Annotated in this window: 26 protein-coding genes, 4 tRNA genes and 1 pseudogene; 24 read left to right on the top strand and 7 right to left on the bottom strand. The window is 69.0% G+C overall.

The genetic code is table 11. The annotated features are described in order from the left end of the window. Positions 1–8: 8 nt before the first annotated feature. A complete protein-coding gene (locus AQJ46_RS08485) occupies positions 9–1,253 on the bottom strand; it encodes an APC family permease (RefSeq protein ID WP_059204945.1) in 1,245 nt (414 codons plus the stop codon). Positions 1,254–1,464: 211 nt separating this feature from the next. Between AQJ46_RS08485 and AQJ46_RS08480 the strand changes: the two genes are divergently transcribed. After that, entirely contained in the window at positions 1,465–1,731 is a 267-nt protein-coding gene (locus AQJ46_RS08480; RefSeq protein ID WP_057607941.1) for a GlsB/YeaQ/YmgE family stress response membrane protein, read from the top strand. A gap of 83 nt (positions 1,732–1,814) precedes the next feature. On the opposite strand, the gene AQJ46_RS08475 is transcribed toward AQJ46_RS08480, so the two are convergent. Continuing rightward, positions 1,815–2,303 carry a YajQ family cyclic di-GMP-binding protein gene (locus tag AQJ46_RS08475; protein WP_057607940.1) on the bottom strand — a complete coding sequence of 163 codons (489 nt, stop codon included), beginning with the start codon at positions 2,301–2,303 and terminating at the stop codon, positions 1,815–1,817. Between the two features lie 236 nt (positions 2,304–2,539). Between AQJ46_RS08475 and AQJ46_RS08470 the strand changes: the two genes are divergently transcribed. The 4 genes from AQJ46_RS08470 to AQJ46_RS51940 all read left to right on the top strand — a co-directional run bounded on the left by AQJ46_RS08470 (position 2,540) and on the right by AQJ46_RS51940 (position 5,454). After that, positions 2,540–2,621 (top strand) — tRNA-Tyr (locus AQJ46_RS08470). A gap of 1,256 nt (positions 2,622–3,877) precedes the next feature. Next, positions 3,878–4,123 carry a hypothetical protein gene (locus AQJ46_RS55390; RefSeq protein ID WP_159064005.1) on the top strand — a complete coding sequence of 82 codons (246 nt, stop codon included), beginning with the start codon at positions 3,878–3,880 and terminating at the stop codon, positions 4,121–4,123. Continuing rightward, positions 4,113–4,883 (top strand): DUF2637 domain-containing protein, encoded by a 771-nt coding sequence (locus tag AQJ46_RS56140; RefSeq protein ID WP_225887272.1) that lies wholly within the window; start codon positions 4,113–4,115, stop codon positions 4,881–4,883. The genes AQJ46_RS55390 and AQJ46_RS56140 overlap by 11 nt, the downstream gene beginning before the upstream one ends. Positions 4,884–5,241: 358 nt before the next feature. Then, entirely contained in the window at positions 5,242–5,454 is a 213-nt protein-coding gene (locus tag AQJ46_RS51940) for a hypothetical protein (RefSeq protein ID WP_079072179.1), read from the top strand. A 418-nt stretch (positions 5,455–5,872) separates the two neighbouring features. Here the strand turns inward: AQJ46_RS51940 and AQJ46_RS08460 are convergent, their stop codons facing one another. Continuing rightward, positions 5,873–6,529, bottom strand: coding sequence for an NAD(P)H-binding protein (locus AQJ46_RS08460; RefSeq protein WP_059205147.1), 657 nt, complete (start codon positions 6,527–6,529; stop codon positions 5,873–5,875). Between the two features lie 200 nt (positions 6,530–6,729). After that, positions 6,730–8,004: an amidohydrolase family protein gene (locus tag AQJ46_RS08455; RefSeq protein WP_059204944.1), complete on the bottom strand. Its 1,275-nt coding sequence runs from the start codon at positions 8,002–8,004 to the stop codon at positions 6,730–6,732. A gap of 263 nt (positions 8,005–8,267) precedes the next feature. On the opposite strand from AQJ46_RS08455, the gene AQJ46_RS08450 reads away from it, so the two are divergent. The 8 genes from AQJ46_RS08450 (at position 8,268) to AQJ46_RS08415 (ending at position 13,599) form a co-directional block, all read left to right on the top strand. Next, positions 8,268–8,340: transfer RNA gene (locus tag AQJ46_RS08450), tRNA-Thr, on the top strand. 46 nt (positions 8,341–8,386) lie between these two features. Beyond that, a tRNA-Met gene (locus AQJ46_RS08445) sits at positions 8,387–8,459 on the top strand. 90 nt (positions 8,460–8,549) lie between these two features. Continuing rightward, positions 8,550–8,714, top strand: a complete 165-nt coding sequence (rpmG, locus tag AQJ46_RS08440) for a 50S ribosomal protein L33 (protein ID WP_018834916.1) — start codon at positions 8,550–8,552, stop codon at positions 8,712–8,714. A 102-nt stretch (positions 8,715–8,816) separates the two neighbouring features. Then, the gene (locus AQJ46_RS08435) at positions 8,817–9,269 is read left to right on the top strand and encodes a MaoC family dehydratase N-terminal domain-containing protein (protein WP_057607938.1); all 453 of its coding nucleotides are present in this window, start codon (positions 8,817–8,819) and stop codon (positions 9,267–9,269) included. Between the two features lie 8 nt (positions 9,270–9,277). Further along, positions 9,278–9,706 carry a MaoC family dehydratase gene (locus AQJ46_RS08430; protein WP_057607937.1) on the top strand — a complete coding sequence of 143 codons (429 nt, stop codon included), beginning with the start codon at positions 9,278–9,280 and terminating at the stop codon, positions 9,704–9,706. A gap of 174 nt (positions 9,707–9,880) precedes the next feature. After that, positions 9,881–10,450, top strand: a complete 570-nt coding sequence (locus AQJ46_RS08425; protein ID WP_208616894.1) for a TetR/AcrR family transcriptional regulator — start codon at positions 9,881–9,883, stop codon at positions 10,448–10,450. 86 nt (positions 10,451–10,536) lie between these two features. Next, a complete protein-coding gene (locus AQJ46_RS08420) occupies positions 10,537–11,985 on the top strand; it encodes an MFS transporter (protein WP_059204943.1) in 1,449 nt (482 codons plus the stop codon). A 558-nt stretch (positions 11,986–12,543) separates the two neighbouring features. Further along, the gene (locus AQJ46_RS08415; protein ID WP_059204942.1) at positions 12,544–13,599 is read left to right on the top strand and encodes a UDP-N-acetylmuramate dehydrogenase; all 1,056 of its coding nucleotides are present in this window, start codon (positions 12,544–12,546) and stop codon (positions 13,597–13,599) included. Positions 13,600–13,644: 45 nt separating this feature from the next. Here the strand turns inward: AQJ46_RS08415 and AQJ46_RS08410 are convergent, their stop codons facing one another. Next, complete coding sequence (locus AQJ46_RS08410) at positions 13,645–14,277, bottom strand: NAD(P)-dependent oxidoreductase (protein WP_059204941.1); 633 nt, start codon at positions 14,275–14,277, stop codon at positions 13,645–13,647. Positions 14,278–14,396: 119 nt separating this feature from the next. Between AQJ46_RS08410 and AQJ46_RS08405 the strand changes: the two genes are divergently transcribed. Together AQJ46_RS08405 and AQJ46_RS08400 are read left to right on the top strand one after the other, a co-directional pair. Next, entirely contained in the window at positions 14,397–15,014 is a 618-nt protein-coding gene (locus tag AQJ46_RS08405; RefSeq protein ID WP_057607932.1) for a TetR/AcrR family transcriptional regulator, read from the top strand. 16 nt (positions 15,015–15,030) lie between these two features. Further along, positions 15,031–15,225, top strand: a pseudogene (locus AQJ46_RS08400) (hypothetical protein); the annotation flags it as partial. Between the two features lie 7 nt (positions 15,226–15,232). Here AQJ46_RS08400 and AQJ46_RS08395 read toward each other — a convergent pair. After that, positions 15,233–16,273, bottom strand: a complete 1,041-nt coding sequence (locus AQJ46_RS08395; protein ID WP_059204939.1) for an adenosine deaminase — start codon at positions 16,271–16,273, stop codon at positions 15,233–15,235. Between the two features lie 112 nt (positions 16,274–16,385). Continuing rightward, complete coding sequence (locus AQJ46_RS08390) at positions 16,386–17,612, bottom strand: pyridoxal phosphate-dependent aminotransferase (RefSeq protein ID WP_059204938.1); 1,227 nt, start codon at positions 17,610–17,612, stop codon at positions 16,386–16,388. Between the two features lie 248 nt (positions 17,613–17,860). Between AQJ46_RS08390 and AQJ46_RS08385 the strand changes: the two genes are divergently transcribed. From AQJ46_RS08385 to rplL, 9 genes are all read left to right on the top strand, one after another. Next, a tRNA-Trp gene (locus AQJ46_RS08385) sits at positions 17,861–17,933 on the top strand. A 108-nt stretch (positions 17,934–18,041) separates the two neighbouring features. Beyond that, positions 18,042–18,326, top strand: coding sequence for a preprotein translocase subunit SecE (secE, locus tag AQJ46_RS08380; protein ID WP_057607929.1), 285 nt, complete (start codon positions 18,042–18,044; stop codon positions 18,324–18,326). An 81-nt stretch (positions 18,327–18,407) separates the two neighbouring features. Then, positions 18,408–19,256: a transcription termination/antitermination protein NusG gene (nusG, locus tag AQJ46_RS08375; protein WP_057607928.1), complete on the top strand. Its 849-nt coding sequence runs from the start codon at positions 18,408–18,410 to the stop codon at positions 19,254–19,256. Between the two features lie 168 nt (positions 19,257–19,424). Beyond that, the gene (gene rplK / locus AQJ46_RS08370; RefSeq protein WP_057607927.1) at positions 19,425–19,859 is read left to right on the top strand and encodes a 50S ribosomal protein L11; all 435 of its coding nucleotides are present in this window, start codon (positions 19,425–19,427) and stop codon (positions 19,857–19,859) included. An 83-nt stretch (positions 19,860–19,942) separates the two neighbouring features. Continuing rightward, positions 19,943–20,668: a 50S ribosomal protein L1 gene (rplA, locus tag AQJ46_RS08365; RefSeq protein WP_057607926.1), complete on the top strand. Its 726-nt coding sequence runs from the start codon at positions 19,943–19,945 to the stop codon at positions 20,666–20,668. A gap of 113 nt (positions 20,669–20,781) precedes the next feature. Further along, on the top strand, positions 20,782–21,621 hold the full coding sequence (locus AQJ46_RS08360; RefSeq protein WP_059204937.1) for a hypothetical protein: 840 nt from the start codon (positions 20,782–20,784) through the stop codon (positions 21,619–21,621). A gap of 90 nt (positions 21,622–21,711) precedes the next feature. Further along, on the top strand, positions 21,712–22,563 hold the full coding sequence (locus tag AQJ46_RS08355; RefSeq protein WP_059204936.1) for a hypothetical protein: 852 nt from the start codon (positions 21,712–21,714) through the stop codon (positions 22,561–22,563). A gap of 284 nt (positions 22,564–22,847) precedes the next feature. Beyond that, the gene (gene rplJ, locus AQJ46_RS08350; RefSeq protein ID WP_057607923.1) at positions 22,848–23,378 is read left to right on the top strand and encodes a 50S ribosomal protein L10; all 531 of its coding nucleotides are present in this window, start codon (positions 22,848–22,850) and stop codon (positions 23,376–23,378) included. Positions 23,379–23,504: 126 nt separating this feature from the next. Continuing rightward, positions 23,505–23,885, top strand: coding sequence for a 50S ribosomal protein L7/L12 (gene rplL / locus AQJ46_RS08345; protein WP_059204935.1), 381 nt, complete (start codon positions 23,505–23,507; stop codon positions 23,883–23,885). Positions 23,886–24,235 lie beyond the last annotated feature (350 nt).

The raw sequence follows: 24,235 nt of genomic DNA, 5'->3' as shown, positions 1-24,235 counted from the left end.
CCGCCGACCTACCGCCCCGCCCACCACTTCCGTACGCCATACGCCACCACCCCGACCGCCAGCACACCCGCTCCCACGACCACCGAAACCCCGGGCAACGCGAACGCCAGCACCACACACCCGAGCAGCCCCACCACAGGCACCACCCGGGCCGCCGGAGCCGAACCGAGTGTCCACGCCGACGCATTGGCGACCGCGTAGTACGCGAGCACACCGAAGGAGGAGAAACCGATCGCGCCCCGCACGTCGACCGTGGCGGCGAGGACCGCGACCACCGCGCCCACGGCCAGCTCGGCCCGGTGCGGCACCTGGAAACGGGGGTGGACGGCCGACAGCGCGCCCGGAAGATGCCGGTCCCGGGCCATGGCCAACGTCGTTCGTGAGACGCCGAGAATCAGGGCGAGCAGCGAACCCAGCGCGGCCACGGCAGCACCCACCCGCACCACCGGCACGAGCCCCGGCACTCCGGCCACTCGCACCGCCTCGGCCAGCGGCGCGTCAGCGCGGCCCAGAGCAGCAGCACCCAGCACGGAAAGGACAGCCACCGCCACCACCGCGTACACCACCAGCGTGATGCCCAGGGCCAGGGGGATCGCGCGGGGGATGGTGCGCGCGGGATCCCGTACCTCCTCACCGAGGGTCGCGATGCGCGCGTACCCCGCGAACGCGAAGAACAGCAGACCGGCCGCCTGCAGCACCCCGCTCACACCGCCGGAGACCCCGGTGTCCAGCCGCCCGGCCTCCGAGGCCCCGGACCCAAGACACACGACCACCACGGAAGCGAGGACAGCGAGGACCACCGCCACGATCGCCCGGGTCAGCCAGGCGGACTTCTGGATCCCGCCGTAGTTCAGCGCGGTCAGCGCCACCACGGAGGCGACGGCCACGGCATGGGCCTGCCCCGGCCAGACGTACGCACCCACCGTCAGCGCCATCGCCGCACAGGAGGCCGTCTTCCCGACCACGAACGACCAGCCCGCGAGATAACCCCAGAACGGCCCGAGCCGCTCCCGCCCGTACACATAGGTGCCGCCCGAGACCGGGTACAGGGCGGACAGACGTGCCGAGGACGTGGCGTTGCAGTAGGCAACCACGGCGGCGACCGCGAGCCCGAGCAACAGCCCGGAACCGGCCGCGCGCGCCGCCGGGCCGAGGGCGGCGAAGATCCCGGCACCGATCATCGAGCCGAGACCGATGACCACGGCGTCGCCTGTGCCCAGCGTGCGCCGCAGTTCGGCACCGGAACCTGTCATGCGCCGCACCCTACTGATCTCTGCAACCGCAGGGTGCAGTACGGACGTCCTCTTCATCAACGGGACACGAACACCCGAACGAAGAGCACCTCATGCGAGTTGCACGAGCACGTCGTCCAACCCAAGCGCTTCAGTACACGCACAGCCGGCCGGGACGTAGATCACAGACCACGGACAGTGCGGGCACAGCGCGGAAGGGCAGGTTCAGGGCATGAGCATCATCGGCTGGATCATCCTGGGGCTGTTGGCCGGAGCCATCGCCAAGTTCCTGCTGCCGGGCCGGGACCCGGGCGGCTTCATCGGGACGACCCTCATCGGCATTGCGGGCGCGTTCATCGGCGGCTGGATATCGGCCCGTTGGCTGGACCACCCGGTCACCAAGAGCTTCTACGACGGAACCACCTGGGCCGCCGCTATCGGCGGCTCCCTCGTGCTTCTGATCGCCTACCGTCTCCTATTCGGCAACTCGCGCGACTGACACCCCGAACCGCAGCCAGCAGGCGAGAAGGGTGGGCACCGGCCAGGTGCCCACCCTTCCTCGTGAATCACCGGATCAGCGGCTCACCGGTAGTTCACGAACTGGATCGCGAAGTCGAAGTCCTTGCCCTTCAGCAGGGCGATGATGGCCTGCAGGTCGTCACGGCTCTTCGAGCTGACCCGCAGCTCGTCGCCCTGCACCTGGGCCTTCACGCCCTTCGGGCCCTCGTCACGGATGATCTTCGCGACCTTCTTCGCGTTGTCCTGGGAGATGCCCTCCTCGATCGACGCGAAGATCTTGTACTCCTTGCCGGAGAGCTGCGGCTCGCCCGCGTCGAGCGCCTTCAGGGAGATCCCACGCTTGATCAGCTTGGACTGGAAGACGTCGAGGACGGCATTGACCCGGTCCTCGGAGTTCGCCTCCATCAGGATCTTGTCGCCGGACCACGAGATCGAGGCACCCACGCCCTTGAAGTCGTAGCGCTGGGAGATCTCCTTGGCGGCCTGGTTGAGGGCGTTGTCGACCTCCTGCCGCTCGACCTTCGAGACGATGTCGAAACTGGAGTCGGCCATGTCCTGTGGCTCCTTGTATCCGGGTGCGTGTCGGCGTGCGTACGGATGCGTATCGGCGTACGTGGGGGCGGGCGCCGAGCCCGGCGTGGACCCGGGCCGCATCCGCCCAAGCCTAGTCACCACATACCCTCCGGGCGCAGATCAATCGGGTGGCGAAGCACCCCTCGGCATCGGGTATTGTTTACGTCGTTGCCACGGAGCACCGCCAAAAGACGGTTCGAAGGGCAGCAAACCCCGGCGGTGTGCCCGAGCGGCCAAAGGGAGCAGACTGTAAATCTGCCGGCTCAGCCTTCCCAGGTTCGAATCCTGGCGCCGCCACACTGGGGAAGACCCCCTCTCAACTGCGGAAACGCGGTCCGGAGGGGGTCTCTTCATGTTTCGGGGCCGATCTTTCGAGCAGAATCGAAACAGCGTGACTTGTCTCACACTGTGACGCATGGATCCCGGGGCTGGTCAGGGTTTTCGGGTCACGCGAGGGCCAAGTCGGGCGCGCTGATGTCCGCCTGGACGTAGAGCGGGTGCCCGCGTGGGCGAGATGCGGACGGTGTTCAGCCGGCGCACGCGGAGGTCATGAAGGCCGGCACACCACCAGGGCCGCCGAAGCTCCGCTGTTGCTGGAAGAGCGGCGGGAGAGCCGTGCTTCCAGACCGCGGTGGGGGAGGCTGAGCAAAGGCGTCCTCACGCACGTGGCGACCGCCGTGGTTGCGTTCTCCGTGGGCGCCCTCGCCGGTCACGCGGGAGCCGACGACGCTGCAGACACTCGGGCGACGGCGACTACGACCGCTACGACAACGGCCGTGGCCGCTAGGAGCCTGGGCGTCGACCTTCAGCCACGGTGCCGGCTGCCTCGCTGCCGGGGCCGTCTCCCGCAGCGCGCGGTCACAAGGCCCGCAGACCGATTCGAAGTTGGCGCAGCCTGACCGTGTTCCACAGCGGGTGCAGGCCTTGCTGCCTGGCAGCGCGGCTGTCATAGGGCCTTGCCCCGTCGGCATGGTCTCTGGTCACAGCATGAGTACTTGGATCAGCATGCCTGCTTCGTGGGGCCTGCGAGAGAGTCGTCGGCGAACGACATGTGGCACAGCTGGGGCACACGCTCCGTCGGTGGTGGTCGTGCCGGGGCCGGTGTCGTTGTTGCTGTACTTCGTCGCTGTACAGCAACCGGCAGGCGCACCACCAGCCACGGCCGCGGTCGGCGCGCGGACGGGGTACCGCCACAGCAGGCGGCTGTGGCGGTGGTTCGTTCCCCCACGGCGCCGACCGCAGCCGCACCTGTCCAGGGCGATGGACGCCGTCGTGTCCGGTCCAGGGATCGCCGGGACTACTCATCCAGTTACACCGGCGGCGAATCCTATTTACGCCTAAAGTGGAGTCTGGAAGAAGAATTAATCGACCAATAGGGTGCGGAGTTAGATGTGTAGCGTAATTGATTGAGAACCCTTTTCTCAGGTTTTCTGCCTGCGTAAGCTCACTCTTTTGCCGCACGCCCTGAAGGAGGGGAGCCGCGTTATCAAGCTATGACGACATCAAGGACCCATGGCCTGCCTCGGCGCACCACGAGGACGGATAATATTTCTGTGGTCCGCGATCTGACAGTGGGGAAGTACACTTTCCAGCCTGGTGCGGAGTACGCGGCGCTGACGGTACAGGGCGCGGTGGCCGGGGGCGACGTGCAGTCCGAGCGTCAGGTCACCGAGCCACTCCTTCGCGAGTTCCTCGCCCTACTGGAGGAAGTCCAGGAGGAACTCAATTCACGATGGAACGGTCAGAAGAACTCCGGCCGCCGCGGACAGCCTGACGGGTCGCATTTTCGTGAATCATGATTATGTCGATCCTGCCTTTGCGCAGCGTGAGTACTACTCCGACGCGTACGCGTACGGGTCGAGTACTGGCTGGGACGGGGGACGTGCCGACAGCGTCCACTCAGGAGTTCCCCTGACCACACCCGCCGGAGGCTGGGACCCGGTCGAGGAACTTGCCTATCTCCTGCAGGAGGCTGTTCCGGAGGAGTCGACGGCCAGGATCCCGCAACCTCGCAGCGAGCCCGCGTCCGGCGGCGCCTTCAGCGACCCGATGGAGAACCTGGCGCAGATCACCGCTCAACTGCCGCCTACCCGACGCTCCTCTGCCGGGCACCGGAAGCTCCACGTCCGCAGAGCCCGGTTCAAGTGGTTGCAGACCGGCAGCTTCTTCATCGTCGCGCTCGTTGCCGTCATCGTAGCGATGGTCAGCGTCTTCGGTGGCATGGTGGCCTACAAGCCCCTGCAGAACATCACCTCCGGGACGGGAGGCGCCATGGTCCCGTCGTGGCCTCTTCTCGTATATGGCCCCTGGATGGTGGCGTCTCTCTCCATCCTCCGGACTGCCCTGCACCAGCGCCGAGCTGTGCACTCGTGGTTCATCGTTCTGCTGTTCTCCTCCGTCGCGATAATGCTGTGCGTGGCTCAGGCGGACAGAACCGTCACCGGTATCGCCGGAGCATGTCTACCGGCCCTCGCCTCCCTCGCCTGCTTCCAGCAACTCGTCCGGCAAATCACGCTGACTCTGCCACCGCGACAGGGCACGCGGCGCCACCGCCGGTAGCAGTATGGTTCTCGGCGCACGGGTGCCGGTTTCCTCCCTCACGCTTTTGGCGTCGCTTTGGATGACCGGTCGAGTGGGCTTTCCTCGGGGCGTACTGGTGGAATCGATTGATTCGATGCCGACTTCCACCGCCGGCCTGATTGGGCCGGCATGGAGCTCCGAGTGCAGTTTCGCTGCCCAGCCGTAGCCGATGGTGCTGCTTCGGTGGACCCTCGTGATTGGGCAGGCCGCCAGGCCACGCTTCTCCCGGCGGCGAGACGATCCGACTGTTCCAGTAGGTCTGTGGCGATCGCGCCCCGCCATGCCCAGCGGCCGACCTGGGACGTCAAACGCCGCCGGCCCGGGGCACACTGACTGTATGTCCAGTCGTCGCAGGCTCTGCCCCGAATGCCGTCGCGAGATCGCCGTCGTCGCCGGCCGCTTCGCCCGGCACGACCCGCCCGGAGCACGCGCGAGAGGTCAGCTGGTCTCCTGCCCGGGCTCCCGCAGACAGGCCGAACTCGGAGCGGCGCAGCCGTCGTTGGATGGGTACGCGCTACCCGTCGTCCCCGGCCAGCTGCCCCTTTTCTGAGCGTTCGGCTGCCCTACGCCCGTCAGAGCACCCCGCGCCCGCGGTCGCCCTCCTCCGGCCCCCGTGCCGAGCGTTCAGCCGCCCCACGCCCCCGACTCAGACCCATAACCCCGACCCCTCGCGCAAGCGCATCCGCACCCCGAGCCGTACGGTCACCACCACCGCCCCAGCGAGCCAGTCCGACCCCAGCCCCTCCAGCCGTACGAGGGGATGCCCCGCCGCGAACTGCCGTGCCCAGTAAGCCCGTACCGCCTCACCCGCGCAGCCGGTCGCCGGCCGTCGGCCGGCATGCTCGGTCAGTCCACGTCCGGGGCCAGGCAGTGCGGTACGGAGGCGCCCCGCTCGTCCGTCGCGAAGACTCGCACATCCGCCGCCGCAGCAGGCCTCTTGCGCGGCCGGCACCCCGGGGCGGCCTTCCTCAGTTGCCCGCCACCGACTTCACTGCGACCGAGACCGGCGTGGAACCGCTGATCAGCTCCAGCGTCAGCCCTGCCGTCGCCGGCGTGTCCAGCAACTCGGCCAGTACGGCGGCCACGTCGTCGCGTGGAATCGAGCCCCGGCCGGTGTGCGCCTCCAGGCGTACGAGGCCGTTGCCCGCGTCGTCCGTGAGTGCGCCGGGACGCAGAACCGTCCAGTCCAGCGCGTCCAAGCCGCTCACATGTGCGTCGGCTTCGCCCTTGGCGCGCAGGTACACGTCGAAGATCTCGTCACCTTCGTGCCGTGGATCCGCGCCCATGGACGACACGATCACGAAGCGCCGTACGCCCGCCAGGACCGCCGCGTCCGCGAACAGCACCGCCGCGGCCTTGTCCACCGTGTCCTTGCGGGCCGCGCCGCTTCCCGGACCCGCGCCCGCAGCGAAGACCGCCGCGTCCGCGCCCCGCAGATGGGCGGCGACCTCCTCGACCGAGGCCGACTCCAGGTCCAGCAGGACCGGTTCGGCACCGACGTCCCGCAGGTCGTCGCCCTGTTCCGCGCGACGGATGATCCCCGCGACCTCGTCCCCGCGCGCGGCGAGCAGTCGCTCCAGCCGCAGCGCGATCTGACCATGACCACCAGCGATGACAATGCGCATGTCTTCGACCGTACGCCCGTCCAGGCGCATCCGCCGCGTGGGTCCGGCGACGCCTCACGGGGTGCGGGATGAGGTCGAGGAGCGTCTGCGCGTCCGTCGTGGCTGGTCGCACAGTTCCCGGCGTCCCACAGCGGGTTGCATGCAGCGACGCGCGCCACAATGCGCCCCCCACGCCCCCACCGACACCACAGGCACTCGCCCTACGACACACTCCCCCGCCCCTGCCGAGGCAGCCCCGACTCCACGCCCGCCGCCGAGTTGCAGTACTCCCGTACCGCGCTCGTCCGTGCCACCACGCGCCCTCGGTGCACCACGATCCGGCTGTACGCCAGGGAGAGCGCGCCGGCGAGGCGGTCGCCGCGTACGGCGAGCAACTCGGCCGGGAAGCCCGCCTCCACGCGGACTTCGGGCAACCCGAGCACCGTCCGCGCCGACGTGCTCACCGCGTCGTAGGCGTCCTCCGGGCGCAGCCCGTACCGGGAGGCGAGAAGGTACGCGGCCTCAAGGGGGTCGCCGCGGCCCACCGGGTTGCAGGCGTCCCGCAGAGCGCCGCTGCCCGCGGCCACCCGGACCCCGGCCGCACGCAGCAGCCGTACCGGAGCCGTGCCCCGACGGTCGACGCCCGCGCAGCCGCCCTGCGGCAGGCACACCACGGCGACTCCGGCCGCCCCGAGCTGGTCGGCCGTGCGGGAGACCACCTCGGCGGGGAGGCGGTCGAGACCCGCGCAGGGGCCGAGGGTGACGCCGGGCCGCAGCCCGCCGGCCATGGCGGCGAGCCGGGCGAGCCGGGCCGGATCGGTGGCGTCCGTGTGCAGATCGACGGGGCAGCCGTGCTCAGAGGCCACCTCCAGGACCGCCTCCGCGTAACCCGTCGGATCGGGGTCGAGATCCGGACAGCCGCCCACCACCGAGGCACCCATCTTCAGCGCGTCCCGCAACATGGCGAGCCCCTCTGCCCCGGCCACCCCGGTCAACACCCTCGGCATCGCCACGGCCGTCAGCTCGGTGAGCCCGTGCAGCGACCGCCGCGCCTGCAGTACGGCGGCCAGCGCGCCCAGCCCCTGGACGTCCCCCACGCGCACGTGTGCCCTGAGCGCGGTCGCCCCGTGCCCGAGCTGGAGCAGGGCGGCCTCCGTGGCCCGGCGCTGGACGTCGTGGGGGTCGGGGGAGACCGGCCCCTCGGCGTCGGCCGACAGCGCGGTGTCGCCGTGGGCGTGCGGCTCGGCCGGGGCCGGCAGGAGCAGATAGCCGCTGAGGTCCACGCGCGCGCCGCACGCGCGCGTGCGGCCGCCCACGGCCAGACTGCCGGCCGTACCGACCGCCTCGATGCGCCCGCCGCCCAGCCGTACGTCCACGGTCCTGCCGTCGGTGAGGCGCGCCCCGCACAACAGGAGACCGGCCCCCTCGGACCGGCCCGAGGACGAGGCACCCGACGAGGACGAGGAGTGGGGCGGCTGCGGCTGGCTGTCGGGCATCGCGCTCCAGGGGCTCGGGACTACGCAAGCTCAGGACTGCGCGAACCCGGACTGCGCAAGGGGACGCAAGATCACGCAGAGTGAGTCGAGCCTAGGGTGGCCGCGCACCCGTCTCGGGGAGGAGCGCAATAGTCGTACCGGTGTGGTCCGCCGTACCGGAGAGGCAGTTGAGGCCTGCGGGAACCCCGTGGATCAAGGCGTCCAGGGCGCCGCGAAACGGATTTGGGCGAACGGCGGCAGAGCGTGTAATGTCTTCATCGCTCGCCCCAATAGCTCAGTCGGTAGAGCGTCTCCATGGTAAGGAGAAGGTCTACGGTTCGATTCCGTATTGGGGCTCTGGTGTGAGAGGTTCCCGCCGCGAGGCGGGAACCGATCGCATCACAGCGGTGTAGCTCAGTCGGTAGAGCAAGCGGCTCATAATCGCTGTGTCACCGGTTCAAGTCCGGTCACCGCTACTGACAGTAGCCGATTGCGGGGTCGGTCCTTCGATCGGCTACTCTTCTATGCGTTGAACCCGTCCTATCCGTTCGTCAAGGAGCACTCACGTGGCTGCCACCGACGTCCGCCCGAAGATCACGCTGGCCTGCGTGGAGTGCAAGGAGCGGAACTACATCACCAAGAAGAACCGGCGTAACAACCCGGATCGAATGGAGATGAAGAAGCACTGCCCGCGTTGCAACGCGCACACCGCGCACCGCGAAACGCGATAAATCAGGCTCGTACACGAGGCCGTCCCCGAGAGATCGGGGGCGGCCTCGCGTCGTTGAGAGACCCGATACCGGTCAGTAGAGCAAGCAGGAGGTGCCGAGCCCATGGCGCTCGACCAGTCCTTCGTGGGGCGGACCTACCCGCCCACCGACCCCTACGAGGTGGGCCGGGAGAAGATCCGCGAGTTCGCCGAGGCAGTGGGGGACTCCAACCCCGCGTACACGGACCCGGAGGCCGCCAAGGCGCTCGGCCACCCCGACGTCGTCGCCCCGCCGACCTTCGTGTTCTCGATCACCTTCAAGGCCGCGGGACAGGTCGTGCAGGACCCGCAGCTCGGCCTGGACTACAGCCGCGTGGTGCACGGCGACCAGAAGTTCGCCTACGTCCGCCCCGTGCGCGCCGGTGACCGTCTGACCGTCACCTCCACCATCGAGGCGATCAGGTCGATGGCCGGAAACGACATCCTGGACATCCGCGGCGAGGTCCACGACGAGGCCGGCGAGCACGTCGTGACCGCCTGGACCAAGCTCGTCGCGCGCGCGGCCGAGGAGGCGTGAGAAAGAAGATGACGGCGAAGATCGCATACGGCGACGTCGAGGTCGGCACCGAACTGCCGGCCCAGACCTTCACCGTGACCCGCGCCACCCTCGTCCAGTACGCGGGCGCCTCCGGGGACTTCAACCCCATCCACTGGAACGAGAAGTTCGCCAAGGAGGTCGGGCTGCCGGACGTCATCGCGCACGGCATGTTCACCATGGCCGAGGCGATCCGCGTGGTGACGGACTGGGTCGGCGACCCGGCGGCCGTCGCCGAGTACGGCGTCCGCTTCACCAAGCCCGTCGTCGTGCCCAACGACGACCAGGGGGCCACGATCGAGGTCAGCGGCAAGGTTGCCGCCAAGCTCGACGACAACACCGTCCGCGTGGACCTCACGGCGACCAGTGCGGGGCAGAAGGTGCTGGGGATGTCGCGGGCGGTCGTACGACTGGCCTGAGGGGCGGGTACGGCTGCTGAGGTAAGGGGTGCTCTCCATGGTGGGGCGCCCCTTACCGCATCACGGCCCCCTGCTGCGACAACGCTCGGTGGTGGTGGGGCGTTCCAGAGAGGGCTGCCGGTAGGCGGACCCGGCGTCCTTGCCAAGTTAGTGATTGAGTACTAACTTAGGTGCATGGTCAGGATGAGTGCAGAAGAGCGGCGTGAGAGCGTCATCCGTGCGGCGACGGCCGAGTTCGCCCGCGGTGGCTACCACGGGACGTCGACCGAGGCGATCGCCAAGCGGGTCGGGGTGTCGCAGCCGTATCTCTTCCGGCTCTTCCCGGGCAAGAAGGCGATCTTCCTGGCGGCGGCCGAGCGCTGTGTGGAGGACACCATCCGCACCTTCGGGGAAGCCTCGAAGGGGCTGGAGGGCGAGGAGGCCCTGCACGCCATGGCTGACGCGTACACCCGGGTCATCGCGGAGCGGCCCGAGTGGCTGATGATGCAGATGCAGATGTACGTCGCGGTGGGGGCTGCCGAGCAAGAGGGTGACACCGAGTTCGGAGAGGCGGTGCGGGCCGGCTGGATGCGGCTGTGGGACACCGTCCATCTGCCGCTCGGCGCCGACGCCAACGAGACGACGACCTTCCTGGCGTACGGGATGCTCGTCAACTGCCTGACGGCGATGGGCTTTCCGCCCGGGCACCGGGTCTGGGAGGGCATGTACCCGTCGGCGCGGATCAAGGGCCGGCTGGAGCACTGAGCACGCGAGGCGTCATGGGCGCCTTTTCATGATCGAGAAACTTAGTAATCACTAACTACCCACTGATCACACCCGCTGGGGGAGCGATGTCACAGCAAAAGCAAGCCGCACCGACCGCAAGGCGCGGGGGAGCCGTCTGGGCCCTCGTCATCACCAGCGTCGCCGGATTCATGGCGGCCCTCGACAACCTCGTCGTCACCACCGCCCTGCCGTCCATCCGTGAGGACCTCGGCGGGGGACTGCACGACCTGGAGTGGACGGTGAGCGCGTACACGCTCACCTTCGCCGTCCTGCTCATGACCGGCGCGGCACTCGGAGACCGCTTCGGCCGGCGACGCCTCTTCCTGACCGGCCTCACGATCTTCACCGGCGCGTCGGCCGCCGCGGCACTGGCCCCCGGCATCGACTCCCTCATCGCCGCCCGCGCGGTCCAGGGCGTGGGGGCGGCGATCATGATGCCCCTCACGCTCACCCTCCTCACGGCGGCCGTGCCCGCCGCCAGGCGCGGAATGGCGTACGGCATCTGGGGCGCCGTCAACGGACTCGCGGTGGCCTCCGGGCCACTGATCGGCGGCAGCCTCACCGAGCACATCTCCTGGCAGTGGATCTTCTGGCTGAACGTCCCCCTCGGCGTCGCCCTGCTGCCCCTCGCCCGCCTGCGCCTCGCGGAGTCCCACGGCACCGGCGCGCGCCTCGACATCCCCGGCACACTGCTCGCCAGCGGCGGTCTCTTCGGCATCGTGTACGGCCTGGTCCGCGGCCCGTCCGACGGCTGGGCCGACACAGTGGTCCTTCTGGCCCTGTTCGCCGGGGCCGCGCTGCTCACCGCGTTCGTCCTCTACAGCACCCGGGCCAAGAACCCCATGCTCCCCATGCGGCTGTTCCGCTCCCGGGCCTTCTCCGGGATCAACGCGGCCAGCCTGCTCATGTTCCTCGGGATGTTCGGCTCGATCTTCCTGCTCAGCCAGTACATGCAGGGTGTGCTCGGCTACTCGCCGACCGAGGCGGGGCTGCGGATGCTCCCCTGGACCGGCATGCCGATGCTCGTCGCGCCGATCGCCGGGATCCTCTCCGACCGCATCGGGGGCCGGCCGGTCGTGGCCACGGGTCTCTTCTTCCAGGCGGCGGGTCTCGCGTACATGGCGTCCGTGGTCACGGTCGACGCGTCCTACTCCGCGCAGCTCCCCGGACTCATCCTCAGCGGCATCGGCATGGCGCTGTTCTTCGCGCCGGCGTCCAACCTGGTCATGTCGAGTGTCCGGTCCGAGGAGCAGGGGATCGCTTCCGGGGCCAACAACGCGCTGCGCGAGGTGGGTGGAGCGCTCGGGATCGCGGTCATGGCGTCGATCTTCTCCGCGCAGGGCGGATACGAGAGCGGGCAGTCCTTCGTGGACGGCCTGCGGCCGGCCCTGGTCACGGGCGCGGCGGTGGTGGCGGTCGCCGGGGTCGCGGCTCTGCTGATCCCCTCGGCGAAGAGGGGCACGGTGGTGACGTCCTCCGAGCGGGCGCGGTCACTGGAGACGGTGGCCGGCTGAACGCGTGCGATGGGCTTGGGCGGGGCGCCTAGGGGGTGCTGGGTCGGGTTGTCGGGCGTCTGCGGGCCGGTGGGGGCTGGTCGCGCAGTTCCCCGCGCCCCTGGGGAGTTGCAGTCGCCCGCACCATGGACGGACCGTTCGCCACCCCCGCGTACCACGACGGACCGATTCCCATCCCGCGCGCCCGAACGGGCCGTTCGCCGCACCGTGCGCCCCGACGGGCCGGTAGCCGCGTACGGCGGCAAGGGGACGGGGTGGGGGTGTCCGCCCGATAGCGGCCGGCGTCCGATACCGGGCACCGCCGAAGCAACAGCAACCGCCGGACCGAGGACGGATACCCCCACCCCGGCCCCGACCCACAACACACCCGCACGCGCTACACCAGCCCCCACCGGAACCGGAACAGGCCGCCGCAGGCACTCAGGGGCGCGGGGAACTGCGCACCACGCCCGCCCCCACCCAACCCGCACAGGCCGCCGCAGGCACCCCCACCCCACCCGCACAGGCCGCCGCAGGCACCCCCGCCCCACCGCCGGAGGCCCCCGTAGGCTGTACCGCGTGCAGGAACGACACGACGCCCCCCTCGCCCCCCTGACCACCTTCCGTCTCGGCGGCCCCGCCACCCGGCTCGTCACCGCGACGACCGACGCCGAGGTGATCGAGGTCGTCCGTGAGGCCGACGCCACCGGCACGCCGCTCCTCGTGATCGGCGGCGGGTCCAACCTCGTCATCGGGGACAAGGGGTTCGAGGGCACCGCACTCGTCATCGCCACCAAGGGGTTCGAGCTCACCGGCACCCACCTGGAGCTCGCCGCCGGCGAAGTGTGGACCGACGCCGTCGCCCGCACCGTGGACGCCGGACTCGCCGGTGTCGAGTGCCTCGCCGGCATCCCCGGTTCCGCGGGCGCCACCCCCATCCAGAACGTCGGCGCCTACGGCCAGGAGGTGTCCTCCACCATCACCGAGGTCATCGCCTACGACCGCCACACCGGCGAGACCGTCACCCTCACCAACGACGACTGCGCCTTCTCCTACCGCCACAGCCGCTTCAAGGAAGACCCCGCCCGCCACGTCGTCCTGCGCGTCCACTTCGACCTGGAAGACGCCGACGGCCTCTCCGCGCCGATCAAGTACGCCGAAACCGCCCGCGCCCTGGGCGTGGAACCCGGCGACCGCGTCCCCCTCACCGACGCCCGCGCAACCGTCCTGAAGCTGCGCGCGGGAAAGGGGATGGTCCTGGACCCCGACGACCACGACACATGGTCGGCGGGCTCGTTCTTCACCAACCCCATTCTCACGGCCGCCCAGTTCGCTGAGTTCCACGCGCGCGTGAAGCACCGCCTCGGCGAGGACGCCGAACCCCCCGCCTACCCCGCGGGCGAGGGTCACACCAAGACCTCCGCGGCCTGGCTGATCGACAAGGCCGGCTTCACCAAGGGCTACGGCACCGGCCCCGCCCGCATCTCCACCAAGCACACCCTGGCCCTCACCAACCGGGGCGACGCCACCACCGAGGACCTCCTCACACTGGCCCGGGAGGTCGTGGCGGGCGTACGGGACACCTTCGGGATCACGCTGGTCAACGAGCCGGTGACGGTGGGCGTCAGCCTCTAGCCGACCAGGTCCGCCAGCGTCACTACCGGCAGCACCGAAGCACCATCAGTACGCCACCCCCACCCCCTGCTTCACGACCCCCGCATCCCCGACCATCCCCAGCATCGCGTGCGCCACATCCGCCCGCGAGATGAACCGCCCCCGAGCCGGAAACCCCCCGGCCACCACCCGGTACACCCCCGTCACCGGCTTGTTCTGAAGACGCGGCGGGCGCACGACCGTCCAGTCCGTACCGCTCGCCGCCAGCTCCGCCTCCATCTCGCTCAGATCGGCGTAGACGTCCTTCAGTACGGCGGACACGAGCCCCCGCATCCACCGGTCCACCACCCCCTCGTCCACCGGCGCCGGCCCGACCGGCCCCGCGCTGACGGCCAGCACCCGCCGGACCTGCTCCGCCTCCATCGCGGCCAGCACCACGCGGGTCAGCCGCGCCGCGATCCCGGCGTCCTTGCGGGCGCGCGGGCCGAGCCCTGACAGCACCGCGTCCCGCCCGGCCACGGCCGGCCGCAGCACCTCCGGGTCGGTGAGGTCCGCCCGGACCACCTCCAACCGCGCGCCCGTGACGGTCAGCCGACCAGGATCCCGTACGACCGCCGTGACCTCATGGCCTGCCTCCAGGCCCTGCCGGACGAGCTCGCGCCCTATGCCCCCGGTGGCACCGAAAACCGTGAGTTTCATGGGTACTCCCGTACTCGAAGGAGGTGGGTGAGTATTCACTCACCCCTGCCTCCCTCTAGAGTGGGTAAGTACTCACCCACCCGTCAAGCCCGCCAACCGATCCAAGGGGACCGAACAGCATGGAGCCCAAGTCCGGCCCGGCCCGCGTCCGCATCCTCGACGCCGCCCATGAGCTGATGCTCACCGTCGGGCTGGCGCGTGCCACGACCAAGGAGATCGCCAAGGCGGCCGGCTGCTCCGAGGCGGCGCTGTACAAGTACTTCGCCAGCAAGGAGGAGGTGTTCATCCGCGTCCTCGCGGAACGCCTCCCGAAACTGGCCCCCCTGCTGCACGCCCTTGCCGCCGAGCCGGGCCGGCACACCCTGGAGGAGAACCTCACCGAGATCGCCCGCCAGGCCGCCCTCTTCTACGAGCAGAGCTTTCCGATCGCCGCCTCGCTGTACGCCGAGACCCAGCTCAAGCGCCGCCACGACGACGCGATGCGTGAGATGGAGTCCGGCCCGCACAAGCCGATCGAGTGGCTCGACGCCTACCTCAAGTCCGAGCAGTCCATCGGCCGGGTCGCCCCCACCGCCGACACCTTCGCCGCGGCCTCCCTGCTCCTGGGCGCCTGCGCGCAACGGGCGTTCGCCTACGACGCCACACCGGACGGTGTACGGCCGCCGGTGGAGGAGTTCGCCGCCCGGCTGGCCCGGACCCTGCTGGGCGGAATCTCGGTAGCCGGGGAATCGGCGTGACGACCAGGACCCCAGCATGCGGCTGAGGCTCGCGGAGTTCAGGCCCCAAACCGGTCCTCATGAACACCGCGTCGTCCAGCCCCGCCCCACCCTGCGCCCCACATCGCTGACCGCACCGGAATCGATCGGCCCGCTCGCCGGCGACCACGACGGTCTGAACCGGCTCGCGGCCCTGTTCTCCTTCGCCGCCTACTCACGCCACACGATCGTCCGGCACTTCAGGAGACCGGCTGGCTGAGCCAGTCGTCCACTCCCGACAGCAGCTTGGCCTTCATGTCCTCCGGCGCCGCCGAAGCCCGTACCGACTGCCGGGCCAGTTCCGCGAGCTCCGCGTCCGAGAAGCCGTGATGCTGCCGGGCGATCTCGTACTGCGCGGCCAGCCGGGAGCCGAACAGCAGCGGGTCGTCGGCGCCCAGCGCCATCGGCACCCCGGCCTCGAACAGCTTCCGCAGCGGCACATCCTCATGCTTCTCGTACACACCGAGCGCCACATTGGACGCCGGGCACACCTCGCACGTCACCTGCCGGTCCGCCAGCCGCTTCAGCAGCCGCGGGTCGTCCGCCGCGCGCACCCCGTGCCCGATCCGGTTCGCGTCAAGGTCGTCGAGACAGTCCCGTACCGACGAGGGCCCGGCCAGCTCGCCACCGTGCGGCGCCGACAGCAGCCCGCCCTCGCGCGCGATGTTGAAGGCCCGGTCGAAGTCCCGTGCCATGCCCCGGCGTTCGTCGTTCGAGAGGCCGAAGCCGACCACGCCCTTGTCCGCGTACCGCACCGCCAGCCGGGCCAGCGTGCGGGCGTCCAGGGGATGCTTCATCCGGTTCGCGGCGACCAGCACCCGCATCCCGAGCCCGGTCTCGCGCGAGGTCGTCTCCACCGCGTCCAGGATGATCTCCAGCGCCGGGATCAGCCCGCCGAGCCGGGGCGCGTACGACGTCGGGTCGACCTGGATCTCCAGCCACCCCGAGCCGTCGCGCACATCCTCCTCCGCGGCCTCCCGCACCAGCCGCCGGATGTCCTCGGGCTCGCGCAGACACGAGCGGGCCGCGTCGTACAGCCGCTGGAAACGGAACCAGCCCCGCTCGTCCGTCGCCCGCAGCTTCGGCGGTTCCCCGCTGGTCAGTGCTTCGGTCAGCGCCTCGGGCAGCCGTACTCCGTACTTGTCGGCCAGTTCCAGAACCGTCGCCGGGCGCATCGACCCGGTGAAGTGCAGGTGCAGATGGGCTTTCGGCAGCTCAGAGACATCACGTACACGCTCCATTCGAGGATCCTGCCGTACGTCACCGGTGTCCCGGTACCGCTTTCCCCTTTAGTGGTCTTGCTCGCACAAAAAAGCACCCCCTCATGTGAGGGGGTGCTCTTTCACGGCGGGCTCAGTCCTGCGCCTCCGCCAGCAGCTTCTGGATCCGCGAGACGCCCTCGACGAGATCCTCGTCACCCAGGGCGTACGACAGCCGCAGGTAGCCCGGCGTGCCGAAGGCCTCGCCCGGGACGACCGCGACCTCGGACTCCTCCAGGATCAGCGCGGCCAGCTCGACCGTGTCCTGCGGGCGCTTGCCGCGGATCTCCTTGCCGAGCAGGGCCTTGACCGACGGGTAGGCGTAGAAGGCGCCCTCGGGCTCCGGGCAGAGCACGCCGTCGATCTCGTTGAGCATCCGCACGATGGTCTTGCGGCGGCGGTCGAAGGCCGTGCGCATCTCCGCCACCGCGTCGAGGTTGCCGGAGACCGCGGCGAGGGCCGCGACCTGGGCGACGTTCGACACGTTGGACGTGGCGTGCGACTGCAGGTTGGTCGCGGCCTTGACGACGTCCTTCGGGCCGATGATCCAGCCCACCCGCCAGCCCGTCATGGCGTACGTCTTCGCGACACCGTTGACCACGACGCACTTGTCGCGCAGCTCGGGCAGGAGCGCGGGCAGCGAGGTGAACTTCGCGTCGCCGTAGACGAGGTGCTCGTAGATCTCGTCGGTCAGCACCCACAGGCCGTGCTCGACCGCCCAGCGGCCGATCGCCTCGGCGTCGGCCTGGCTGTAGACGGCGCCGGTCGGGTTGGAGGGGGAGACGAAGAGGACGACCTTCGTCTTCTCGGTGCGGGCCGCCTCCAGCTGCTCGACGGAGACCCGGTAGCCGGTCGTCTCGTCGGCGACGACCTCCACCGGGACACCGCCGGCCAGCCGGATCGACTCCGGGTACGTCGTCCAGTACGGCGCCGGGACGATGACCTCGTCGCCCGGGTCGAGGATCGCGGCGAAGGCCTCGTAGATCGCCTGCTTGCCGCCGTTGGTCACCAGGATCTGGGACGCGTCGACCTCGTAGCCGGAGTCACGCAGCGTCTTCGCGGCGATCGCGGCCTTCAGCTCGGGGAGGCCGCCGGCCGGGGTGTAGCGGTGGTACTTGGGGTTCGAGCAGGCCTCGATGGCGGCCTGGACGATGTAGTCCGGGGTCGGGAAGTCCGGCTCGCCGGCGCCGAAGCCGATCACCGGCCGCCCGGCGGCCTTCAGGGCCTTGGCCTTGGCGTCCACGGCGAGAGTGGCGGACTCGGAGATCGCGCCGACTCGGGCGGAGACCCGGCGCTCGGTGGGAGGGGTTGCAGCGCTCATGGGGCCCATCGTTTCAGACCGGAAACTCCCCCGGCACGCGGGTTTCACAGACTGAACAACTGCTGAACAACCGTCCGGATTCGCCTCGCACGCTGGGCGATCTTCCTTCCCCAAGCCCCCTACGGGCGCTTTCTGTTCGACGAGGGCTCGCGGACCACGTACACTCTCACCTCGTTGGCCTTCAGCAGCCCACCCAGCCGGTGCACACCGAGCACCCGGTCGGATGCGGTACGTTGGGGGACGCACAAAGGGTCGTAGCTCAATTGGTAGAGCACCGGTCTCCAAAACCGGCGGTTGGGGGTTCAAGTCCCTCCGGCCCTGCTACACACACCTTCGCCAGGATGTGTGCGCATGTACGTACAGCAATGCACCGCCGTGCGGCTCCAACCGGGCGCGGCACGGCCACGACCCGGGAACAGGTGAGGACGAATGGCGGACGCCGTGGGCTCCATTGATACGCCTGATGCCCAGGATGAGGCGCCGGAGTCCAAGAAGACCCGTAAGGGCGGCAAGCGTGCCAAGAAGGGCCCGCTGAAGCGCCTCGCGCTCTTTTACCGGCAGATCGTCGCAGAGCTCCGCAAGGTCGTCTGGCCGTCGCGGAACCAGCTGACGACGTACACGACCGTGGTGATCGTCTTCGTCCTCGTCATGATCGGTCTGGTGACCGTGATTGACTATGGACTCAACCACGCCGCCAAGTACGTATTCGGCTGAGCACAGAGCGAAGGGCGCCGAGGTTACCGGCGCCCCTTTTCGCATGTTCCACCCCAAAGTATCCAGGAAGAAGCAGCCACCGTGTCTGACCAGAACCTGAACGACGCCATCGAGCCCGACGAGTCTGTCGACGACGAGCTCGACATCGTCGAGGGCGCGGACGAGGACCTGGACGAGGTCGAGGCTGCCGACGCCGAGGCGGGCGAGCCCGCCGAGGAATCCGCCCTCCACGTCGAGGACGAGTCCGGCGGTGACGTCGAGGCCGTCGAGGACGAGGACGAAGAAGAGGTCGAGGAAGAGCCGGCCGAGCCGGTCGACCCCGTCGCCGCCCTGCGCGAGGAACTGCGGACCCTTCCCGGCGAGTGGTACGTCATCCACACCTACGCCGGTTACGAGAACCGCGTGAAGACCAACCTCGAGCAGCGTGCCGTCTCGCTGAACGTCGAGGACTTCATCTTCCAGGCCGAGGTGCCGCAGGAAGAGGTCGCGCAGATCAAGAACGGCGAGCGCAAGACCATCCGTCAGAACAAGCTCCCCGGCTACGTGCTGGTGCGCATGGACCTGACGAACGAGTCCTGGGGCGTCGTCCGCAACACCCCCGGCGTCACCGGCTTCGTGGGCAACGCCTACGACCCGTACCCGCTGACCCTGGACGAGATCGTCAAGATGCTCGCCCCGGAGGCCGAGGAGAAGGCCGCCCGCGAGGCCGCCGAGGCCGAGGGCAAGCCGGCTCCGGCCCGCAAGGTCGAGGTCCAGGTGCTGGACTTCGAGGTCGGCGACTCGGTCACCGTCACCGACGGCCCCTTCGCCACCCTCCAGGCCACGATCAACGAGATCAACGCCGACTCGAAGAAGGTCAAGGGTCTCGTCGAGATCTTCGGCCGCGAGACCCCGGTCGAGCTGAGCTTCGACCAGATCCAGAAGAACTGAGGTTCTGCGGACCGCATGCTTCCGAGCAGGTCAGACGGGCTTTCGCAGCCTGTCTGACCTGCTCGGTTTTTGGCCGCGCATCTATACCCGCTATCGTTGTGCGGTATGCCTGCGTCCAGAGGAGCAATCTGGGCCCGGGTAGGACCCGAAGAGAGGAACCGGAGAGCTATGCCTCCCAAGAAGAAGAAGGTCACGGGGCTCATCAAGCTCCAGATCCAGGCCGGTGCCGCCAACCCGGCTCCGCCGGTCGGCCCCGCGCTGGGTCAGCACGGCGTCAACATCATGGAGTTCTGCAAGGCGTACAACGCCGCGACCGAGTCGCAGCGTGGCTGGGTGATCCCGGTGGAGATCACGGTCTACGAGGACCGCTCCTTCACCTTCATCACCAAGACGCCGCCGGCCGCCAAGATGATCCTCAAGGCCGCGGGCGTGGACAAGGGCTCCGGCGAGCCGCACAAGACCAAGGTCGCCAAGATCACCCAGGCGCAGGTCCGCGAGATCGCCACCACCAAGATGCCCGACCTCAACGCCAACGACCTGGACGCCGCCGCGAAGATCATCGCCGGTACCGCGCGTTCCATGGGCGTCACGGTCGAGGGCTGAGCCCCAACCCCCCGTACAAAGCAGAAGTGGCAGGGCCTGCTCGGCCCGTACCACGACTCCTTTCAGAACACACAGGAGCAGTTGTGAGCAAGCGCAGCAAGGCCCTTCGCGCTGCGGACGAGAAGATCGACCGGGAGAAGCTGTACGCCCCGCTCGAGGCCGTCCGTCTCGCCAAGGAGACCTCCACGTCCAAGTTCGACGGCACCGTCGAGGTCGCCTTCCGTCTGGGTGTCGACCCGCGCAAGGCCGACCAGATGGTCCGTGGCACCGTGAACCTCCCGCACGGCACCGGTAAGACCGCCCGGGTCCTGGTCTTCGCGACCGGTGACCGTGCCGAGGCCGCTCGTGCCGCGGGCGCCGACATCGTCGGCGCCGACGAGCTCATCGACGAGGTGTCGAAGGGCCGTCTGGACTTCGACGCCGTCGTCGCCACCCCGGACCTCATGGGCAAGGTCGGCCGCCTCGGCCGCGTGCTCGGTCCCCGTGGCCTCATGCCGAACCCCAAGACCGGCACCGTCACCCCCGATGTCACCAAGGCTGTCACCGACATCAAGGGCGGCAAGATCGAGTTCCGCGTCGACAAGCACTCGAACCTGCACTTCATCATCGGCAAGACGTCGTTCGACGACACCAAGCTGGTGGAGAACTACGGCGCGGCGCTGGAGGAGATCCTCCGTCTGAAGCCGTCCGCCGCCAAGGGTCGCTACATCAGGAAGGCCGCCATCAGCACCACGATGGGCCCCGGCATTCCGCTGGACTCCAACCGCACCCGCAACCTCCTCGTCGAGGAGGACCCGGCCGCGGTCTGAGACACCGGCAGGTTCCCGGGCCCCGCACCTTTCCAGGTGCGGGGCCCGTTGCCATGTGCGGGTGCTGCGCTCTGGGTTAGCGTGCGAGCAGGGCACTTGCACCAGGGGGACGCATGAAGAGGACGACGGTCTGGGTCACGACGGCCGCCGCGCTGACGGGACTGGCCGCCTGCACGTCCTCGGGCTCCTCCGACGAGCCGCAGGACAAGCGCCCCGCCTCGGCCCCCGCCGCCCTCCCGGCCCTGCGCACCGCCGAGCGGTCCACCGAGCGGGCCGAGACGGCCCGGGTGAGGTCCACCACCGTGATGGGCACCCAGCTGTCCCTGACCGCCGACGGCGTCCTCGCCTGGCGCGACGGCCTCTCCGGCAGCCTCACCATCGACTACACCGGCGGCACGGCGGCCGAGGCGATGCGCGACCTCGGCGTCACCTCCATGGAGGCCCGCTACCTCTCCGACGCCTACTACGCGCGCATGGGCGACACCTTCGCCGCCAAAATGGGCGGCAAGCACTGGCTCAGGTACGCCTACGACGACCTGAAGACACTCGGCGGCGGCGCCGACCTCGCCGACCAGATGCGCTCCACCACCCCCAACCAGTCGGTGAGACTGCTGCTGGACTCCGGGGACGTGCGCGAGGTCGGCCGGGAGACCGTGGACGGCCAGGCCGCCACGCACTACGCCGGCACCGTGCGGGTCGGGGACGTCACCGACACCGAGCTCCGGCAGCGCCTCCAGGACGCCGACGTCACCGCCGAGACCGTCGACATCTGGATCAACGAGAAGAACCTCCTGGTCAAGAAGGTCGAGAAGACCAGCACGACGAACGGCAGGGTGACCCAGACCGCCCACTACAGCGACTACGGCGTCAAGGTCGCGGTACGGAAGCCGCCGGCCGCCGACACCGAGGACTTCAAGGCCCTCCTGTCACAGTCGAGCACCAACCCCACCTGAGCCACAGGGAATTCGCGGATCCCAGGCGTCCCTCTCGGATAGGCTCGCGGTCTTGCTGTGAATCGACCATGTGTTCCTTGGGGGGAATCAATGGCTACTTCTGTACGACGTTCCGCGCACCGCCGGACCATCGGCGCGGGGCTCGCCGCCGCGGCCCTCGCCGCGGGTGCGGTGAGCTGTTCCAAGGGGGGCGAGGAATCGCCCGAGATGACGCCCGCGGCGGCGGTCGCCAAGGCGGCGAAGAACACGGAGGAGATCACCTCCTTCCGCTACCGCATGAAGGGCGAGATGCCCGAGCAGGGGCAGGTGGTGGCCGAGGCCTCCATGCGGACCAAGCCCGACCTCGCGATGAGCATGAAGATGACCGCGCCCAAGCAGGGCTCCGCTGAGATCCGGCTCGTCGACAAGGCCATGTACATCGGCGGCAACGCCGAGCTGGCCAAGGAGATGGACGGCAAGAAGTGGATGAAGTTCGACCTGTCCTCGCTCGGCAAGGACGGTGACCTCGGCGCCACCGCGCCCGGCGCCGGCCAGGCCGACCAGAACCCGGCCTCCATGTCCTCCTTCCTCAACGGGGCCAAGGACGTGAAGAAGGTCGGCACCGAGACGGTCGACGGGGTCAAGACGACCCACTACGCGGGCGACGTCACGCTGGCCGAGCTCAAGGCCTCCTACAAGGACGCCGACAAGTCGGTCCGCGAGCAGCGCGAGAAGAGCACCGAGCAGCTGGAGAAGCTGGGCCTGGACAAGTTCACGATGGACATGTGGGTCGACGGTGAGGACCACGCCAAGCAGTTCCGCATGCAGGGTGACGCGGACAAGGGCAAGTTCGACATGACCTTCACCTTCCTCGACTACAACAAGCCGGTGACCGTCACGGCGCCGCCCGCCAAGGACACCGCGGACCTGGCCGAGATGATGAAGGAACTCCAGAGCAGCTGAGCGTCGTAGGACCGGATTTGCTTGACAGGGATCCGGTCACGTACGCTCCTACAGAAGCCAAAGACCGCTGGTCGTTGCTGTGTTCTCGCAAGAGGGTGCAGTGGCCGAAGGATCCGCTGTAACCGCGGACGACCCGCGCAGGTGAATGTGGAAGTCGCTCCTGGACCACATGCATTGCGTATGTGATGCCGGTCGAGCTACGCCCCGTGCGCCTGCGCCGGGGCGTTTCGTTTGTTCAGCCCCTTCTGAGCGGTCCTCATCACCCGGAAGGAGGCCGACGCTCTATGGCAAGGCCCGACAAGGCTGCCGCGGTAGCCGAGCTGACGGAGCAGTTCCGCAGCTCGAACGCCGCCGTGCTGACCGAGTACCGGGGTCTCACCGTGGCGCAGCTCAAGACGCTGCGTCGTTCGCTCGGTGAGAACGCCCAGTACGCCGTGGTGAAGAACACGCTGACCAAGATTGCGGCCAACGAGGCCGGGATCACGACGCTCGACGACCTGTTCAACGGTCCGACGGCGGTCGCCTTCGTCACCGGTGACCCGGTGGAGTCGGCGAAGGGTCTTCGTGACTTCGCCAAGGACAACCCGAACCTCGTCATCAAGGGCGGTGTCCTTGACGGCAAGGCGCTGTCCGCCGACGAGATCAAGAAGCTTGCGGACCTCGAGTCCCGCGAGGTTCTGCTCGCCAAGCTGGCGGGCGCCTTCAAGGGCAAGCAGACTCAGGCTGCTCAGGTCTTCCAGGCGCTCCCGTCGAAGCTCGTCCGCACCGTGGACGCGCTTCGTGCCAAGCAGGGCGAGCAGGGCGGTGCCGAGTAATTCGGCTCCCGAAATGATCGCTGCCTGAGGCGTCCCGCCTGAGGTGACGGTCGTCGCGGGCCGAACGTACGCCCGCCAGACATGTACATACCGGCACCAGCCGAATTAGTGGAAGGATCGCCCATCATGGCGAAGCTCAGCCAGGAAGACCTGCTCGCGCAGTTCGAGGAGATGACCCTCATCGAGCTCTCCGAGTTCGTGAAGGCCTTCGAGGAGAAGTTCGACGTCACCGCCGCCGCCGCGGTCGCCGCAGCCCCCGCCGGCCCGGCCGCCGTTGCCGAGGCCCCCGAGGAGCAGGACGAGTTCGACGTCATCCTCACGGGTGCCGGCGAGAAGAAGATCCAGGTCATCAAGGTCGTGCGTGAGCTGACCTCCCTGGGTCTGAAGGAGGCCAAGGACCTCGTGGACGGCGCCCCGAAGCCCGTTCTCGAGAAGGTCGCCAAGGAGGCCGCCGAGAAGGCTGCCGAGTCCCTCAAGGGCGCCGGCGCCTCCGTCGAGGTCAAGTAACACCTCTCACAGGTTCCGCGGGACCTGTAACGCGCAAGCACCGAAGAGCGATCATCCATCCGGGTGGTCGCTCTTCGGCGTTCCTGGGGGCGCGGCCACGGTTACCTTGCCGCCTCCGGGGCGGGGGGTATGGTGATCTTCGTCGTGTCTCCCGAACGCCCTGGTTCGGGCTGGGGGGCCTTGACGAACCGCACGCAGCGCGCAATTCTCAGGACGCGTCGCCAGAACGGTCCGAATCCGAGGCATGGATCGGTGACGAAGAGGGCAGTATCAACGTGCGTTGAGGGCAGGCATGCCGAGGACGTTGAGGGCAGCGAGAGTTTTTGAAGACTGGGCAGAAAAGCAGGGCT

This window comes from Streptomyces canus, from assembly GCF_001514145.1.
Lineage (GTDB): Bacteria > Actinomycetota > Actinomycetes > Streptomycetales > Streptomycetaceae > Streptomyces > Streptomyces canus.
This window is presented reverse-complemented; position numbering and strand designations above follow the sequence as displayed.